The organism is Blastococcus sp. OS1-29 (assembly GCF_057628075.1).
The window spans coordinates 951951-968629 of sequence record NZ_JBXXJK010000001.1 but is presented as its reverse complement, the minus strand read 5'-3'; the positions used below and the strand labels follow the sequence as shown (position 1 = coordinate 968629).

14 protein-coding genes are annotated in these 16679 nt (G+C 72.4%); 4 read left to right on the top strand and 10 right to left on the bottom strand.

From position 1 onward, the window contains the following. From ctaD to AC2H4J_RS04785, 3 genes are all read right to left on the bottom strand, one after another. Positions 1-1527: aa3-type cytochrome oxidase subunit I (ctaD, locus tag AC2H4J_RS04795; RefSeq protein WP_487463683.1), on the bottom strand; the 1527-nt coding region annotated here is incomplete at its 3' end. A gap of 138 nt (positions 1528-1665) precedes the next feature. Beyond that, positions 1666-2496 (bottom strand): putative RNA methyltransferase, encoded by an 831-nt coding sequence (locus tag AC2H4J_RS04790; protein WP_487463698.1) that lies wholly within the window; start codon positions 2494-2496, stop codon positions 1666-1668. Between the two features lie 14 nt (positions 2497-2510). Continuing rightward, positions 2511-3020 carry a metallophosphoesterase family protein gene (locus tag AC2H4J_RS04785; RefSeq protein ID WP_487463682.1) on the bottom strand — a complete coding sequence of 170 codons (510 nt, stop codon included), beginning with the start codon at positions 3018-3020 and terminating at the stop codon, positions 2511-2513. Positions 3021-3099: 79 nt separating this feature from the next. On the opposite strand from AC2H4J_RS04785, the gene AC2H4J_RS04780 reads away from it, so the two are divergent. Then, positions 3100-4644, top strand: a complete 1545-nt coding sequence (locus AC2H4J_RS04780; protein WP_487463681.1) for an MFS transporter — start codon at positions 3100-3102, stop codon at positions 4642-4644. 10 nt (positions 4645-4654) lie between these two features. Here AC2H4J_RS04780 and AC2H4J_RS04775 read toward each other — a convergent pair whose 3' ends face one another. From AC2H4J_RS04775 to AC2H4J_RS04765, 3 genes are all read right to left on the bottom strand, one after another. Then, a complete protein-coding gene (locus AC2H4J_RS04775) occupies positions 4655-5611 on the bottom strand; it encodes a cytochrome c oxidase assembly protein (protein ID WP_487463680.1) in 957 nt (318 codons plus the stop codon). Between the two features lie 76 nt (positions 5612-5687). Continuing rightward, complete coding sequence (locus tag AC2H4J_RS04770; protein ID WP_487463679.1) at positions 5688-6605, bottom strand: cation diffusion facilitator family transporter; 918 nt, start codon at positions 6603-6605, stop codon at positions 5688-5690. 105 nt (positions 6606-6710) lie between these two features. Next, complete coding sequence (locus AC2H4J_RS04765; protein ID WP_487463678.1) at positions 6711-8363, bottom strand: M23 family metallopeptidase; 1653 nt, start codon at positions 8361-8363, stop codon at positions 6711-6713. A gap of 288 nt (positions 8364-8651) precedes the next feature. Here AC2H4J_RS04765 and AC2H4J_RS04760 point away from each other — a divergent pair, with 288 nt between their 5' ends. Next, complete coding sequence (locus AC2H4J_RS04760) at positions 8652-9833, top strand: zinc-dependent alcohol dehydrogenase (protein WP_487463677.1); 1182 nt, start codon at positions 8652-8654, stop codon at positions 9831-9833. Positions 9834-9857: 24 nt separating this feature from the next. Continuing rightward, the gene (locus tag AC2H4J_RS04755) at positions 9858-10748 is read left to right on the top strand and encodes an oxidoreductase (protein ID WP_487463676.1); all 891 of its coding nucleotides are present in this window, start codon (positions 9858-9860) and stop codon (positions 10746-10748) included. A 64-nt stretch (positions 10749-10812) separates the two neighbouring features. On the opposite strand, the gene AC2H4J_RS04750 is transcribed toward AC2H4J_RS04755, so the two are convergent. Together AC2H4J_RS04750 and AC2H4J_RS04745 are read right to left on the bottom strand one after the other, a co-directional pair. After that, positions 10813-12060, bottom strand: a complete 1248-nt coding sequence (locus tag AC2H4J_RS04750) for an MFS transporter (RefSeq protein ID WP_487463675.1) — start codon at positions 12058-12060, stop codon at positions 10813-10815. A gap of 1 nt (position 12061) precedes the next feature. Further along, entirely contained in the window at positions 12062-13402 is a 1341-nt protein-coding gene (locus tag AC2H4J_RS04745; RefSeq protein WP_487463674.1) for a D-arabinono-1,4-lactone oxidase, read from the bottom strand. A 128-nt stretch (positions 13403-13530) separates the two neighbouring features. Here AC2H4J_RS04745 and AC2H4J_RS04740 point away from each other — a divergent pair, with 128 nt between their 5' ends. Continuing rightward, a complete protein-coding gene (locus tag AC2H4J_RS04740) occupies positions 13531-14766 on the top strand; it encodes an amino acid deaminase/aldolase (RefSeq protein WP_487463673.1) in 1236 nt (411 codons plus the stop codon). Here AC2H4J_RS04740 and AC2H4J_RS04735 read toward each other — a convergent pair. Together AC2H4J_RS04735 and AC2H4J_RS04730 are read right to left on the bottom strand one after the other, a co-directional pair. Continuing rightward, positions 14763-16382 carry an ABC-F family ATP-binding cassette domain-containing protein gene (locus AC2H4J_RS04735; RefSeq protein ID WP_487463672.1) on the bottom strand — a complete coding sequence of 540 codons (1620 nt, stop codon included), beginning with the start codon at positions 16380-16382 and terminating at the stop codon, positions 14763-14765. The genes AC2H4J_RS04740 and AC2H4J_RS04735 overlap by 4 nt on opposite strands. Before the next feature lie 42 nt (positions 16383-16424). Further along, positions 16425-16634, bottom strand: a complete 210-nt coding sequence (locus AC2H4J_RS04730) for a three-helix bundle dimerization domain-containing protein (RefSeq protein WP_487463671.1) — start codon at positions 16632-16634, stop codon at positions 16425-16427. Positions 16635-16679 lie beyond the last annotated feature (45 nt).

Sequence of the window (16679 nt, the reverse complement as noted above, 5' to 3'; positions counted from 1 at the left end):
GTTGTGCCGCGGCGGCGGCGACGAGGTCGCCCACTCCAGCGAGTTGCCGTGGCCCCAGGGGTCGTCGCGCAGCGCCAGCTGCCCGTACTTCCACGACTTCACCACGTTGAACAGGAACGGGATCATCGAGGCACCCAGCACGAAGCTGAAGATCGTCGAGATGGTGTTCAGCGTGGTGAACCCGTCACTGGGCAGGTAGTCGGCGTAGCGGCGGGCCATGCCCTCGTTGCCCAGCCAGTGCTGGATCAGGAACGTGCCGTGGAAGCCGATGAACGTCATCCAGAACTGCAGCTTGCCGAGCTTCTCGTCGAGCATCCGGCCGCACATCTTCGGGAACCAGAACGCGATACCGGCGTTCGCCGCGAACACCACGGTGCCGAACACGACGTAGTGGAAGTGCGCCACCACGAAGTAGGAGTCGTGCACGTGCCAGTCCAGCGGCGGGCTGGCCAGCAGCACACCGGTCAGGCCGCCGAAGAGGAACGTGACCATGAAGCCGATCGACCACAGCATCGGCGTCTCGAACGTCATCTGGCCGCGCCACATCGTGCCGATCCAGTTGAAGAACTTCAGCCCGGTCGGCACGGCGATGAGGTAGGTGAGGAAGGCGAAGAACGGCAGCAGGATGGCGCCGGTGGCGAACATGTGGTGCGCCCAGACGGCCAGCGACAGGAAGCCGATGGACAGCGTGGCCGCGATCATGCCCTTGTAGCCGAACAGCGGCTTGCGGCTGAACACCGGGATGATCTCGGTGACGATGCCGAAGAACGGCAACGCGATGATGTACACCTCGGGGTGCCCGAAGAACCAGAACAGGTGCTGCCACAGCATCGGCCCGCCGTTCTCGCGGGAGTAGATCAGCGCACCCAGGTTCCGGTCGGCCAGCAGCGCGAACAGGGCTGCGGTCAGGATCGGGAAGACCAGCAGGATCAGCAGGCTGGTGACCAGCGTGTTCCAGGTGAAGATCGGCATCCGGAACATCGTCATGCCCGGCGCCCGCAGGCAGACGATGGTGCTGATGAAGTTGACCCCACCCAGGATCGTGCCCAGGCCGCTGACGGCGAGGCCGCCGATCCACAGGTTGCCGCTCACTCCGGGGGAGTTCGTGATGTCCGACAGCGGCGTGTAGGCGGTCCAGCCGAAGTCGGGGGCCCCACCGGGGGTGATGATGCCCGACAGCACGATGATGCTGCCGAACAGGAACAACCAGTACGAGAGCGCGTTCAGCCGCGGGAACGCCACGTCGGGCGCGCCGATCTGCAGCGGCATGATCAGGTTGCCGAACGCGAAGAACAGCGGCGTCGCGAACATCAGCAGCATCAGCGTGCCGTGCATCGTGAACAGCTGGTTGTACTGCTCCGGCGACAGGAACTGCATGCCCGGGCGCGCCAGTTCGGCGCGCATGAGCATCGCCATCAGCCCACCGATCATGAAGAACGTGAACGATGTGGTCAGGTACATCAGGCCGATGGTCTTGTGGTCGGTGGTCCGCAGCAGGTTGGACAGCCGCGAACCCTTCTCCGCCACACGAACCGGACTCGGCCGACTCACGATGGGCGCCGGTGCAATCGTCACGTTCCGGAGCTTAGACGTTGCCTCCCCGGCATCTTCGCGGGTGGGAGGGGGCACGCCGGTGACGCATGCCACGCGGCCGCGAACGCTCCGTCACGCTGCCCGTCGATAGGTGGCGATCTGCACCGAGACGGTGACGTGGAGTGGCTCCGGCAGGGCGGCGAGCTCCGTGCGGACGTCGTCCCGCGAGAGGTGCCGGGCGTGGGGCCCCATCCCGACCAGCGTCGCGACCGCCTGCCGGTCGAGCGACAGCGCAGCCCGCTGCTGCGCGACGCCGAGCCGCTCCAGATGCGGTTCCAGGGAGGCAGCCAGCCGGGCCGTCTTGTCCGGGTCGACGCGCAGCAGACCGAGCGGTCCGACCAGTTCGTGCAGGTGGTCGGTCTCCGGCGTGACGACGACGAGGCGGCCGTCCGGGCCCAGGACGCGGGCGATCTCCGGCCCGTTGCGCGGCGCGAACACGACCAGGACCCGGTCGACGGCTCCGTCGGCCACCGGCAGGCGCGCCCAGGTGTCGGCCACCACGGCCATCGCCCGCGGGTGGATCCGGGCCGCCCGGCGAGCGGCGTACGGCGAGGAGTCCAACACGATCCCCACGGCGTCGGGCAATCCCTCGAGGACGCCGGCGAGATGGTGGCCGGTGCCGCCACCGAGATCGAGCACCGTGCCGGCCGACTGCCCCACGGCGTCGGTCAGCGCCCGGGTCACGGCGTCGTAGTGGCCGGCGCCGAGGAACGCTGCGCGGTCGGCGACCATCTCGGCCGAGTCCCCCGACGGCGCGCGGTGTCCGGGCGGGAGCAGGGTCACGTGGCCCTGGCGGGCGCGGTCGAACCGGTGGCCGGAGGTGCAGGCCAGGCCGTCGGCGTCCACGGACAGCGACGCCGCGCACACCGGGCAGGCCAGCGCCGCGACGGCGCGGGGATCCAGCGGAGGGGCGGTGCTCACGCGCGGGCCGGGACGGCGTGGAAGGTCACGTCGCGCAGCTCGCCGTCGGCCGCCGTCGCGGTGACGTAGGTGCCGTGCGGCTGGCGGCGGCGGTCGGTCGGCGACCCGGGGTTGAGCAGCCGCAGCCCGCTGCGCGCCGTGGTGTCCCACGGGATGTGGCTGTGCCCGAACACCAGGACGTCGACGTCGGGGAAGCGGACGGCGCAGCGGTCCTCGCGCCCGTTCTTGTCACCCGTCTCGTGTACGACGGCGATACGAACACCCTCGATCTCGGCCCGGGCCACCTCGGGCAGCCGCTCACGGAGCGGTCCGTGGTCGTTGTTGCCGTACACGCCGACCAACCGCCGGGAGCGCGCCTCGAAAAGGTCCAAGAGTGCCGGGTCGACCCAGTCCCCCGCGTGCACCACGACGTCCGCGGCCTCGATCGCTGCCCAGAGGGAATGAGGTAGGTCACGTGCCCGATGAGGAACGTGGGTGTCGGAGGTCAACACCAGCGAAACAGGCACGACGACATGCTCCCAGGCCGATAGCTTTGCCCCGGCCGAGGATCCGGCCCGCATCCGTATCGCACCCCGAGGACTTCCTGTGACCGACCCCGCCACTCCCTCCGCGGCCACCGGCGCCGAGCACACCGCCGATGAGCCGTACGAGCGCCGCTGGCTCGCCCTCGGCGTCATCGCGCTGACCGTGCTGCTGGTGATCCTCGACGCGACGATCGTCAACATCGCGCTGCCGGCCGTCTCGGTCGATCTGCAGATCAGCGCCGCGACCCAGCAGTGGATCGTCACCGCCTACACGCTCACGTTCGGTGGGTTCCTCCTGCTCGGCGGGCGCATCGCCGACTTCTGGGGACGCAAGCGCACCTACCTGGTCGGGGCGGGCGGCTTCGCCGTGGCCTCCGCCATCGGCGGCCTGGCCCAGAACGAGGCGATGCTCTTCGGCGCCCGCGCCCTGCAGGGCGCCTTCGGGGCCCTGCTGGCCCCGGCCTCGCTGGCGCTGCTCACCGTGCTGTTCACCGACACGAAGGAGCGGGCCAAGGCGTTCGCGGTCTACGGCGCCATCGCCGGTGGCGGGTCCGCCGTCGGCCTGCTGCTCGGCGGCGTGCTGACCGAGTACGCCGACTGGCGTTGGTGCTTCTGGGTCAACCTGCCGGTCGCGGTCGTCGCGATCGTCCTCGCCATCCCGATCGTGCCGGAGAGCAAGGCGCCCGGTGACACGAGCTACGACGTCCCGGGGGCGGCCCTGATCACCCTCGGGCTGGCCTCGTTCGTCTACGGCTTCACCCGAGTCGCCCAGAACGCCCAGGAGAACGCCGCCGCGGGCAATTCCGACAACGCGTGGGCAGAGCCCTGGGCGCTGCTGTTCATCGGCGTCGGTGCGCTGCTCGTCATCGCATTCGTCGTGCTGGAGCTGCGCACCCGCAACCCGCTGCTGCCGATGCGGATCGTGCTCGACCGCAACCGCGGCGGGGCCTACCTGACCTCGACGCTGGTCGGGGCCGGCCTGATCGGGGCCTTCTTCTTCCTGAGCCTCTACTTCCAGCAGGTGCTCGGCTACAAGCCGGTCGAGGCGGGCTTCGCGTCGCTCCCGACCACGCTGGGCGTGCTCGTGTCCGCCGGGGCCGCCAGCGCGCTGGTGCCGAAACTGGGTCCGCGGCCGCTCATGGTGCTCGGTGGCCTCCTCGCTGCGGGCGGCCTCTTCACGATGTCGTTCCTCACCGTCGACAGCGGCTTCTGGTCGATCCCGTTCCCCGGCCAGCTGCTGCTCGGACTGGGTCTCGGCTTCACCTTCGTGCCGCTGTCCAACCTGGCGCTCATCGGGGCCGGCGTACACGACGCCGGGGCGGCCAGCGCGATGCTGAACGCCACCCAGCAGGTCGGGGCCTCCATCGGCACGGCCCTGCTGGCCACGCTGTCGGTCGGTGCGATCACGAACTACGTGAGCGACGTGGTCGCCTCGGGCGGCGATCCTCGCAACCCGCTCGTGGGGCTCCAGGCGCAGGTGGAGGGCTACACGACCGCCTTCACGTGGGCGTCGGTGCTGCTGGTTCTGGGTGCCGTCGTGTCCGGGGTGCTGATCACCGCGACCAAGGAGGACCTGCCCGACGAGGCAGTGGTGCACGCGGGCTGAACCCGCGGTGTCACTGCTGCTCGGCGAGCTTCTTCAGCCGGGCGTTGTAGGCGATGAGTTCGGCGTCGGAGGTGCGGTCGGCCGCGCGGTCGATGGCGCGTCCGCGCCGCTCCTCGGAGCCCGCCCACGAGAAGAACACGACGGCGAACACCAGGACGGTCGGCAGTTCGCCGAAGCCCCAGACGATGCCACCGGCGTCGTTCTGGTCGGCCATGACGTCGATGCCCCACCCGGCGGGCGGATGCGCGAACGTCGTGACCAGCAGGCTCTCGGCCATCATGATCGCGATGCCGAAGAAGGCGTGGAACGGCACCGGCAGGAACAACTCCAGCAGCCGCCCTGGGTGGCTCACCGTCCGGGGCCACGGGTCCTGGGCCACGATCGGCCCGAAGAAGAGCAACCCGACCACGACGAAGTGGGCGAGCATGAACTGGTGCCCGACCGGGTTGCCCATCAACGCGTCGAACAGCGGCGTGAAGTAGATCCCGTAGAGGCTCGCGATGAACAGCGGGATCGTGAAGAACGGGCTCGCCACGAACCGGGCGAAACGGCTGTGCAGCAGGTCGAGCAGCAGGGCACGCGGCGCGCCGACGGCACCCTGGCCGCGCGGCAGCGTGCGCAGTGCGAGCGTCACCGGTGAGCCGATGAGCAGCAGCAGCGGCGTGATCAACGACAGGACCATGTGCTGCGTCATGTGCACGCTGAACAGCACCATCGAGTAGCCGTTGATCCAGGTACCGGTCACGGCGAACAGCGAGACGGTGCCGGCGACCCACGCGACGACGCGCCACCACGGCCAGCTGACGCCGGAGTGCCGCAGACGTACCACGGCACCCAGGTAGACCAGCAGGGCCACGATGCCGAGCACCGCCACCACCGAGGTCGCGTCGAGGTGCGGCAGGAACATCCGCCCCCAGGTGGGCGGCTCGTCGGGCACCCACATGCCGGAGTGCTGCCCGTGCTCCACTGCTGCGCCTCCCTGAGCTGACCGTTGCCGCTGTCCACTGTCCCACCCGACCGGGACCGGCGACGGGTGTCCTCATTCAGTCGTGAACGGGCGCTTCGTGGCCGGCGTGGGCCTCGGCCTCCAGCTGGAACGTGCAGTGCCCCATGTCGAAGTGCTCACCCAGGCAGGAGCAGAGCGCGTCGAGCACCCGTCCGCCGTGGCCGGCGGCGAGCGCCTCGTCGGTGACGACGACGTGCGCCGACAGCACCGGCGACCCCGACGTGATCGTCCAGGCATGCAGGTCGTGCACGTCGAGGACGCCGTCGACACCGAGGATGTGGGCGCGGACCTGCTCGAGGTCGACTCCACGCGGAGCCGCCTCCAGCAACACGTCCAAGGCCTCCCGCAGCAGGCTCCAGGCCCGGGGGACGACCAGGAAGCCGATCACGGCAGAGGCGACGATGTCGGCCGGCGTCCAGCCCGTCGTCGCGATGACGACGGCCGCGACGATGACGGCGACCGAGCCGAGCGCGTCGGCCAGGACCTCGAGGTAGGCGCCGCGCACGTTCAGCGACTCCGAGCGCCCCCGATGCAGCAGGGCCATCGAGCCCAGGTTGACCACCAGGCCCGCCGAGGCGACCACGAGCATGAGCCCGGCGCTGATCTCGGGGGGCTGGCCGATCCGCCGGATCGCCTCCACCAAGACGTATCCGGCGACGACCAGCAGCAACAGCCCGTTCGCCACCGCGGCGAGGATCTCGACGCGCTGCCAGCCGAAGGTGCGCCGTCCGCTCGCCGGGCGCTGGGCCAGGCGGACGGCGGCCAGCGCCAGGGCGAGTCCCGCGGCGTCCGTGGCCATGTGGCCGGCGTCGGCGAGCAGCGCGAGGGAGCCGGACAGGCCGGCCCCGACGACCTCGGCCACCAGCACGGCCAGCGTGAGCCCCAGGACGACGACGAGGCGGCCGCTGTGTGCACCACCGGCGGTTCCGGGGGTGTGGCGATGGTCGTGTCCCATCCCCTACCTCCCTGCCGGCTGCCGCACGGCGAAAGTGTCCCCCACGAGCGACGCCCCCCGTCGGAACGTGTCCGGCGGGGGGCGTCGCTCAGCGCCGGGTCCGACTCAGATGGCGACGCCGCGCTCGCGCAGCCACGGGAGCGGGTCGATCTTCTGCCCGTCGATGCCGCCCACGTGCACCTCGAAGTGCAGGTGGGGGCCAGTGGTCTGACCGCGGTTGCCGAGCAGCGCGATCACGTCGCCGGCCTTCACGACCTGGCCGTCGGTGACGAGGATCTGGTCCATGTGGCCGTAGACGGTCACGTCGCCGTTCGCGTGCTGGATGTACACCGCGAGGCCGAAGCCGCTGGCCGGCCCCGCCTTCAGGACGATGCCGTCGACGGCGGCCATCTCCGGGGTGCGCATGGGCGCGGCCAGGTCGATGCCGGCGTGCAGGGTGCCCCAGCGCATGCCGTAGGTGCTGGTGAGGCGCCCCCCGCTGACCGGGAGGACGGCCGTCGGGCGGGCCGCCTCGACCGCCGACTGGTCGGCGGCGGCCTGGGCCTGCGCGGCGGCGGCCTGCTCGGCCCCCCGCTCGGCGCGGCTCACGGCCAGCTCCCCGAGCCGCTGCGCGGCGTGGGTGTCGGTGATCCGGGTCGACGGGGTGGAGGGGATGCCGAGCTCCTGGGCGATGCTCACCGAGTGGCTGACGTTGTCGGTGGCCTGGGCCCTCGGGTCGACGCTGCTGAAGCCGCTGACGCCGATGGCGCCGACCAGGGCCGCCGCCAGGTAGAGCGCCGGCCGGCGGCGGATCGTCGGCGGGCGGTTGACGCGGTGACGCCCACGGCGGCCCGCCGCCATCGTGGCGATGACCTCGGTGGCGACGACCTCGGTGGCGGGCGCGTCCGTCGCGGGGATCTCAACGCCCGGCGTCGCCGCAATCGGCTCGGCCGGCGCAGGGGTGCGCTTGTACGGCGTCGGCCGGACGGTGGTGGCGCGGGCGGCAGGGGCCGCCTTGGGCCGGGGCGTGGGCTTGGCCTTCGCGGTCGGTGCCGCGGTCCGGGTCGCCTTGGTCGCAGCCTGCTTCCGCGCAGAGGAGGAGGTCGTGGCCGCGGAGCTCGTCCGGGCCGCCGGAGCCTTCGCCGGCACCGAAGCCGTCGGCGCGGCCGGGGTCTTGGACGCGGCCGGAGTCTTGGGCGCGGCCGGGGTCTTGACGGCCGCCGGCCGGATTGCCGGGCTGGTCTTCGCAGCAGTCGCGGGCTTGGGCGCCGCCGGGGTCTTCACGGCCGTGTTCTTCGCGGGCGCGGTGCGCGCCGACACCTTCCCGGCGGCAGCCTTGCGCGCGGCAGCAGCCGCCTTGGTGGTCGCGACCTTCGCCGTCGCTGCCTTGGCCGTCGCCACCTTCACGGTCGCGGCCTTCGCCGACGCCGCCTTCGCGGTCGCTGCCTTCACGGTGGCGGCCTTGGCCGTCGCCGCCTTCGCGGAAGCAGCCTTCGTCGTCGCCGTCGCCTTCGACGCCGCCGCGACCTTCGCGCGGGCCGCCAGGTTGCCGGCAGTCGCGGCAGCCTTGCGACCGGTGGCCCTCGGCGCGGCAGCCGGGGTGGCCGGGGTGGCCCCGGAGCGCTGCGACTTCCCCTGCCGCTGCGACGGGACCGTGCTGGGGGCCTTCTCCTCGGCGACCCGGCGAGACGTTCCGCGGGGTGCGGTGCGCCGAGCGGGAGAGCCCGCGGCGGGCTCCTGCCCCTCGACGAGGAGGTGGTCCTGGTGGAGCGAACTCATGCACCTGACTTCCGTTGGACGGCATTCCACACGCACTCCCGGGGAGAGGAGCGGGACCCATGTAAACATGCCGTGACCAGTTCGTGATCTGCGATATGGGGTATTCACCTGCGGTTTTGTGGTGCGGACCACAAAGCTTCATCGCTGTCATTCCTTAATGAGTGACCGCAGATGCACAGAGCGTGAGGGACTCGCAGGGATCTCCGGAAACTGGAGCGATCCGGGTCACGCCGGGGCAAAAGACCCTGGAACCCCCCGAATCACCGCCCTACCGAGGGAGAACCAGACATGCGCGCAGTCACCTGGCACGGCCGAGCGGACGTGCGAGTCGACACGGTCCCCGACCCGGTCATCCAGGAGCCCACCGACGTCATCATCGAGGTGACGAGCTCCGGGATCTGCGGCTCGGACCTCCACCTGATCGAGGTCATGGCGCCCTTCATGTCGGTGGGCGACGTGATGGGCCACGAGCCGATGGGCGTCGTCCGGGAGGTCGGTTCCGACGTCACCGAACTGAAGGCCGGTGACCGGGTCGTCGTCCCCTTCAACATCTCGTGCGGCACCTGCTGGATGTGCAACCAGGGTCTGCAGTCGCAGTGCGAGACGACGCAGAACCGCGAGCAGGGCTTCGGCGCCTCGCTGTTCGGCTACACGAAGCTCTACGGCCAGGTGCCCGGCGGCCAGGCCGAGTACCTGCGGGTCCCGTTCGGCAACACCCTGCCGATCAAGGTGCCCGAGGGGCCGGCCGACGACCGGTTCGTCTACCTCTCCGACGTGCTCCCCACGGCCTGGCAGGCGGTGCAGTACGCCGGCATCCCGAACGGGGGCAGCGTCCTCGTGCTCGGGCTGGGCCCGATCGGCGACATGGCGGCCCGGATCGCACTCCAGCAGGGGGCGGGCCAGGTGTTCGCCGCGGACGTCGTCCCGGAGCGGCTCGCGCGGGCGCGCGCGCGTGGAGTCACGGTCATCGACACGACCGAGCAGGACGACGTCGTCGGCCGGGTCCGGGACGCCACCGACGGCCGGGGACCGGACGCGGTGATCGACGCCGTCGGCATGGAGGCGCACGGTTCGCCCCTGGCGACGCTCGCGCAGAAGGCCACCGCTGTCGTGCCCGACGCGATCATGGAGAAGGTCATGCAGGTCGCCGGCATCGACCGTCTCGCCGCACTGAACACCGCCATCGAGGCCGTCCGCCGCGGCGGCACCATCTCGCTGTCCGGCGTCTACGGCGGTGCGACCGACCCGATGCCGCTCATGCGGATGTTCGACAAGCAGATCCAGCTCCGCATGGGCCAGGCCAACGTCTGGCGCTGGATCCCCGACATCCTGCCGCTGCTCACCGACGCGGACCCGCTCGGCGTCGACGACTTCGCCACCCACCACGTGCCCCTGGCCGACGCACCGCAGGCGTACATGAACTTCCGGGAGAAGAAGGAGGGCACGGTCAAGGTCCTCCTGCAGCCGTGACCGCGGAGGCGTAGAGAGGAGGGCATGACGACCACCGCGGAGAACTCCGGCAGCTACCCCCTCGGCGACCGCTCGGTGAACCGCCTCGGCTACGGGGCGATGCAGCTGGCCGGACCGCACGTGATGGGCCCACCGGCCGACCGGGCCGCGGCCGTCGCCGTTCTGCGGCGCGCGGTCGAGCTCGGCGTCGACCACATCGACACCAGCGACTACTACGGCCCCCACGTCACGAACGAGATCATCCGCGAGGCGCTGCACCCGTACCCGGACGAGCTGACGATCGTCACCAAGGTCGGCGCCCGGCGGACCCCGGAGGGCGAGTGGCCGGAGGCACTGACCCCCGCGGAGCTGCGCTCGGCCGTCCAGGACAACCTCGACCACCTGGGGGTCGACGTCCTCGACGTCGTGAACCTGCGGTTGCCGGGCTTCGCCGAGCCCGTCGAGCGCTCGCTCGCCGAGCCGTTCGAGGCGCTGGTGGAGATGCAGTCCGAGGGGCTCATCCGTCATCTGGGCATCAGCAACGTGACCACCCAGATGTTCGCCGAGGCGCAGTCCATCGGCCGCGTCGTCTGCGTGCAGAACCACTACAACCTGGTGCACCGGGACGACGACCCCCTCATCGACGCCCTGGCACGCGAGGGCATCGCCTACGTGCCGTTCTTCCCGCTCGGTGGCTTCACGCCCCTGCAGTCCGCGGCGCTGGAGGCGGTGGCCCGCCGCCTGGAGACGACGCCCATGGAGGTGGCGCTGGCCTGGCTGCTCGCGCGCTCGCCGAACCTGCTGCTGATCCCCGGGACGTCCTCCGTCGCGCACCTGGAGGAGAACCTGGAGTCCGCCGCGCGGGTGCTCGGCCCGGTCGAGCTGAAGGAACTCGACGAGATCGGCGGCACCGGCGAGCTGAACCCAGAACTCTGAAAGAGGACCCCCGTCCTCCCCACGCCTCGCAAGCTCAGCGCGGGCCCCTGGACGAGGGCCGAGGTCAAGGCACCGAACGAATGCGCGCCACTGACGCCGCGCCGAGCACGGTGAACAGCCCGGCCACGGTGAACAGGACGCCGTAACCGCCCAGCTCCGCGATCACCAGCGCGGCCATCAGCGGCGCCAGGGCCTGCGGGGCGACGGCGGCGACGTTCATGACGCCGAGCTCGCCGGCCACCGCGTCCGGGTCGGGCAGCACCTGGGTGACCAGCGCCTGGTCCACCGACGTGTAGCAGCCGTACCCGGCACCGAGCAGCAGCCCGGCGAGCAGCGCGCTGGGCCAGGTCGGCGCGACCACCAGGACGGCGCAGGCAAGCGCCTGCAGCGCCGCGGCCCCGGCCACGAAGATGCGGCGCCGGCCGGTGCGGTCGGACAGCACTCCCCCGCCCCAGGTCGCCGCCACGGTGGCGACCAGGTAGACGAGCGTGAGGACCAGCAGCGAACCCTCCGGGTCGGCCACCCGCAGGCCGTCGGTGAGGAAGTACAGGAGATAGGTGGTGCCGAGCGCGTTGCCGAGGTTGACCAGCAGCCGCCCCGCGAAGGCCCACGCGTAGTCCGGCGAGCGCCCCGGGGCGGCCCAGGTCGAGCGGAGCGCCGTCCGCAGCGACCGTGGCCGCTCGCCGTCGCCCGGCTCGGCCTCGCGGGTGCGCAGCACCCACGGGAGGGCGGCGAGCAGTAGGACGACGGCCAGCGCCGCGTAACCGCTGACCGCGGAGCCGTCGAGCGCCGTCACCAGGCCCAGGCCGACGACGATGCCGAGGGCCTGCGGTCCGTAGATCGCGGCCGAGACGGCGCCGCGCTGGTCCGGCGGCACGTCGTCGGCCACCGTGGCGGTCAGGCCGGCCATCGCGGCGTACATGCCGAGCTGAGCCACCAGCCACGCCCCGGCGACCGCCGGCCAGGATCCTGCGGCTCCCGTCAGCAGCAGGCCGGCGACGTAGCCCGCCACGCCGCCGGCCACCCAGATGCGGCGCCGTCCCCAGCGGCTGCGGGTGCGGTCGCAGAGGGCGCCGAACACCGGCAGCGCCACCAGGGCGGCCACCCCGGCCAGGCCGTTGACCAGCCCGAAGTCGCGCACCTTGTGCACGGGGTCGACGTCGGCCAGCTGGAGCGGCAGCAGCAGCTGCACCGGCGCGAGCTGCGCGGCCCACAGTCCCAGCCAGATCAGCGCGAAACGCGCCGTCCAGCCCCGCCCGACCGGCGCGACCGGTGTCGCGCGGGAGAGCGCGTCGCGCGAGGCGGCCGCCACCTCAGGCGCGCCCGGCCCGCGTCCCGAGCACCCGGTCCAGATAGCCGTTGGAGAGGACGCCGGCGGGGTCGAGCCGGTCCCGCAGCGCGACGAACTCGCCGAACCGGGGATAACGGGTGCGCAGGACGTCGGCGTCGAGACCGTGCAGCTTGCCCCAGTGCGGCCGTCCCCCGACCTCGCCCGCGATGCTCTCCAGCGCGGCGAACCACGGCCCGGGATCCGTTCCCGCGGGAACGTGGGCGGCGATGTAGGCGGTGTCCCGGCCGGATGCGGTGGACAGCGGGATGTCGTCGGCAGCGGCCACGCGCACCTCGACGGGGAACGCCGCGCGCCAGTCATTGGCCTCGTGCACCCGCCGCAGCTCCGCGAGCACGGCGGCCGCCTCGGTCCGCGGGATCGCGTACTCCATCTCGAGGAACCGGACCCGGCGCCGGCTCACGAAGACGCGGTAGGAGTGATCGGTCCAGGTGCGGGCGCCCAGTGCCTTCGCCGACATCCGCGCCAGCGGCGGGACCAGCGCCGGCATCCGGCGTCCGGCGGCGACCACCCCCGCGAAGGCCCCGTTGGCGAGGATCTCGTCGTCCCACACCGCACGCCAGCGCGGCAGCGGCGCGAGCCCCTGCTCCAGCGGCACCCGGGTGTTGCACTTCAGCAGGGTCACGTCGGTGTGCGGGAACCAGTAGAACTCGACGTGGTCGGTGCTGGTCATCAGCTCGTCGAAACCGTCGATCGCCGCGGTGAGGGTGCCCGGCCCCTCGATGGCGCGCAGCGCGAAGGCCGGCACCGCCTGCAGGGTCACGGCGGTGACGACCCCCAGCGCACCCAGCCCGATCCGCGCCGCCGCGAACACCTCGGGCTCGCGGGCGTGGTCGCACTCGAGCACCTCGCCGGACGGTGTCACGAGGGTCAGCCCACGCACCTGCGTCGCCAGCCCTCCGAACGCGGCCCCGGTGCCGTGCGTGCCGGTGGCGATGGCACCCGCGACGGTCTGGCGGTCGATGTCGCCGAGGTTGGTCAGCGACCAGCCCCGCCGGACCAGTTCGGCGTTCAGCCGGTGCAGCGGCACCCCGGCGTCCACGGTGACCAGCCCGTCGTCGGCGACCTCACCGATCCCGGCGAGGCGCGAGCAGACCAGCTGGAGATCCTCCGGGCGCCCGATGCCGGTGAACGAGTGGCCGCTGCCGATCGGCCGCACCCGGCGCCCGGCCGCCGCGGCCGCTACGAGGACGGCGGCAACGTCGTCGGCGGAGCCGGGCTGCACCACCTCGGTGTCGGCGCGCTCGTTGCCGGCCCAGTTGCGCCAGCGCACGCGACTCGCGGCGGGAGCCGGAGCTTCGGTCACGCGTCCTCCTCGATCGGTGCCCCTGCTTCCGCGCCCCCGGCGCCCAGCACTCTCCTGCCCGCGAGTGCGCAGGTCAACGGTTGTGCCGGGTTGACCCGCCGGTCGCGTGACGGGCACGCTTCCCGGCGATGAGCCTCCCCGAGCCCGTCCCCGACCCACTGAGCGAGCGCGCCCGGGCCCGGCTGGACGAGGCGACCGCCGACCTCGACCCACCGCTCGCCGTCCTCGACCTCGACGCGCTCGACGCCAACGCCGCCGATCTGGTGCGCCGGGCGTCGGGCAAGCCGGTGCGGGTGGCCAGCAAGTCGGTCCGCAACCGCAGTGTGCTCCGCCGCGTGCTGGCCCGCCCGGGCTTCGGCGGCGTCCTCGCCTACTCGCTCCCGGAGGCCCTCTGGCTGTGCGGCGGCGACGACCCGGTCAGCACCGACGTGGTCGTGGGCTATCCCTCGGCGGACCGCTCGGCCCTGCGGCGCCTCGCCGCCGACCCGGCCGCGGCGGCCCGGGTGACGCTGATGGTGGACTCGGTGGAGCAGCTCGACCTCGTCGACTCCGTCGTCCCGGTCGACCAGCGGCCGCGGTTGCGGGTCTGCCTGGACGTCGACGCGTCCCTCCGCTCGGTCGGAGGCCTCGTCCACGTGGGAGTGCGCCGTTCGCCGGTGCACTCGCCCACCGATGCGGCCGAGCTCGCGCGCCGGGTGGCCGAGCGGCGCGGCTTCGCGCTGGTGGGGCTGATGGCCTACGAGGCGCAGATCGCCGGGGTGCAGGACTCCCCCGCCGGCCGGCCGCTGCGCGGGCTCGCCGTCCGCAGGATGCAGCGCCTCTCGGCGCGCGAGCTGGCCGGCCGACGGGCGGAGGTCGTCGCCGCCGTCTCCGCGGTGGCACCGCTGGAGTTCGTCAACGGTGGCGGCACGGGCAGCGTCGAACGGACCGCGGCCGAGGACGCCGTCACGGAGGTCGCGGCCGGGTCGGGGTTGTTCTGCCCGGTGCTGTTCGACGGCTACCGGGCGTTCGCGGCACGGCCGGCGGCGCTGTTCGCCGTGCCGGTCACGCGGGTCCCCGCGCCCGGTGTGGTCACCGTCGCCGGCGGCGGATGGAGCGCCTCGGGGCCGCCGGGCAAGGACCGGCTGCCCGTGCCGACCTACCCGGCCGGGCTCTCGTGGCTCGGCACGGAGGGCGCCGGTGAGGTGCAGACCCCGCTGCGCGGCCCCGGGACGGCGGCGCTGCGGGTCGGCGACCGCGTGTGGTTCCGACACGCGAAGGCCGGCGAGCTCTGCGAGCACGTGAACGAGCTGCACACGCTGACCGGCGAGCGGCTGACCGGGGCGTGGCCAACCTACCGCGGCGAGGGCAGGGCCTGGGGTTAGCGAGCGCGCTGGACCCGCGTCTCGTCGAACACCGGCTCCGCGGACTCGTAGACGTTCCCGTCAGCGCCGAACACCAGGAACCGGTCGAACGAGCGGGCGAACCACCGGTCGTGGGTGACGGCGAGGACGGTTCCGTCGAACGCGCCGAGGGCCTCCTCCAGCGACTCCGCCGACAGCACGTCGAGGTTGTCGGTGGGCTCGTCGAGCAGCAGCAACGTCGACCCGGAGAGCTCCAGCAGCAGGATCTGGAACCGCGCCTGCTGCCCGCCGGACAGCGTGCGGAACAACTGGTCACCCTGATCGGCCAGCCCGTAGCGGCGCAGCGCGGCCATCGCCCGGCCGCGGTCGACCCCCGGCCGGCCCGGTTCGCCGTGCCAGAGCAGGTCGACCGGCGTCCGGTCCTGCCACTCGGGATGGGCGTGCGTCTGCGCGAAGAACCCGGGGACGACGCGGGCCCCCAGCCGGCACTCGCCGGTGTGCGCGACGTGCTGGCCGGCGAGCAGCCGCAGGAAGTGGGACTTGCCCGCCCCGTTGGCGCCCAGCACCCCGACGCGGTCGCCGTAGAAGATCTCGGCGTCGAACGGCTTCATCAGCCCGGTCAGCTCCAGCTGCTCCACGGTCACCGCCCGCACGCCGGTGCGCCCGCCGCGCAGCCGCATGGCCACCTTCTGCTCGGGCGGCCGCTCCGGCGGCGGCCCGGCGGCCTCGAACTTGGCCAGCCGGGTCTGCATCGCGTGATAGCGGTTGGCCATGTCGGGTGAGTTGGCCGCCTGCTGCTGCAGGGTGCGCACGAGATCGATCAGCCGCTGGTGCTCCTCGTCCCACCGGCGCCGCACCTCGGCCATCCGGTCGTGCCGCGCCGCCCGGGCCTCGTGGTAGCTGACGAACCCACCGCCGTGCACCCACGCGGAGCCGCCCTCGACCGTCACGACACGGTCCGCCACGCGGGCGAGCAGCTCCCGGTCGTGGCTGACGAACAGGACGGTCTTCCGGGTGTCGAGCAGACGTTCCTCGAGCCAGCGCTTGCCCGGGACGTCGAGGTAGTTGTCCGGCTCGTCGAGCAGCAGCACCTCGTCCGGCCCGCGCAACAGCGCCTCGAGCGCGAGCCGCTTCTGCTCACCGCCGGACAGGCTCGACAGCTCCCGGTACTTGCAGCCGTCGTAGGGGACGCCCAGGGCGGCCACCGTGACGGTGTCCCAGGTGACCTCGGCGTCGTAGCCGCCGACGTCGCCCCAGTGCGAGAGCGCGTGGGCGTAGGCCATCTGCCCTCGTTCGTCGTCGGTCTCCATCAGCGAGAGCTCCGCGGCCTCCATCGCGTCCCACGCCTCGCGGACGGCGGGCGGCGACAGGTCGACGAGGAAGCGTTGCACGGTGGTGTCGTCGCGGACCGAGCCGATGAACTGGCGCATGACGCCGAGCCCGCCCGTGCGGGCGACCGCTCCCGCCTCCGGGACGAGGTCGCCGGAGATGATGCGCAGCAGCGTCGTCTTGCCCGCTCCGTTCTCCCCGACCAACGCGGCCCGGGCACCCTCGCCGATGCGGAAGGCGACATCGTCGAGGAGCACCCGGCCGTCGGGAAGGGTGTGCCGGACCCCGCTCACGTCCACGTAACCCACGCCCCCATCCTCCGGGACGGGGCAACCGGGTTCCGCGGGCGGTCAGCCCAGGGAGACCCGCAGCCGCTGACGGGCCAGCCGCTCGACCAGCTCCGGCAGCGCGTCGTTCGGCGACCCACGCAGCTCCTCGCGGCAGGTGCGCACCACCAGGACGATGGATCGGGAACTGAGCTGCGGGAACTCCTGGGCGAGGCGGGTGGCGGCGGAACGGACGGAGGTGTCGGGGACGGAGGGCAGAACTGCCAACGCCATGGACGGTCCTTCGGTGCGCGTGCCGCCGCAGCAGCAACTGTGGTC

What these genes read in the sequence shown, in the direction of transcription:
- AC2H4J_RS04770 (WP_487463679.1), bottom strand. Translation starts at nt 6,605, where the DNA reads ATGGGACACGACCATCGCCACACCCCCGGAACCGCCGGTGGTGCACAC.
- AC2H4J_RS04765 (WP_487463678.1), bottom strand. Translation starts at nt 8,363, where the DNA reads ATGAGTTCGCTCCACCAGGACCACCTCCTCGTCGAGGGGCAGGAGCCC.
- AC2H4J_RS04760 (WP_487463677.1), top strand. Translation starts at nt 8,652, where the DNA reads ATGCGCGCAGTCACCTGGCACGGCCGAGCGGACGTGCGAGTCGACACG.
- AC2H4J_RS04755 (WP_487463676.1), top strand. Translation starts at nt 9,858, where the DNA reads ATGACGACCACCGCGGAGAACTCCGGCAGCTACCCCCTCGGCGACCGC.
- AC2H4J_RS04740 (WP_487463673.1), top strand. Translation starts at nt 13,531, where the DNA reads ATGAGCCTCCCCGAGCCCGTCCCCGACCCACTGAGCGAGCGCGCCCGG.
- AC2H4J_RS04730 (WP_487463671.1), bottom strand. Translation starts at nt 16,634, where the DNA reads ATGGCGTTGGCAGTTCTGCCCTCCGTCCCCGACACCTCCGTCCGTTCC.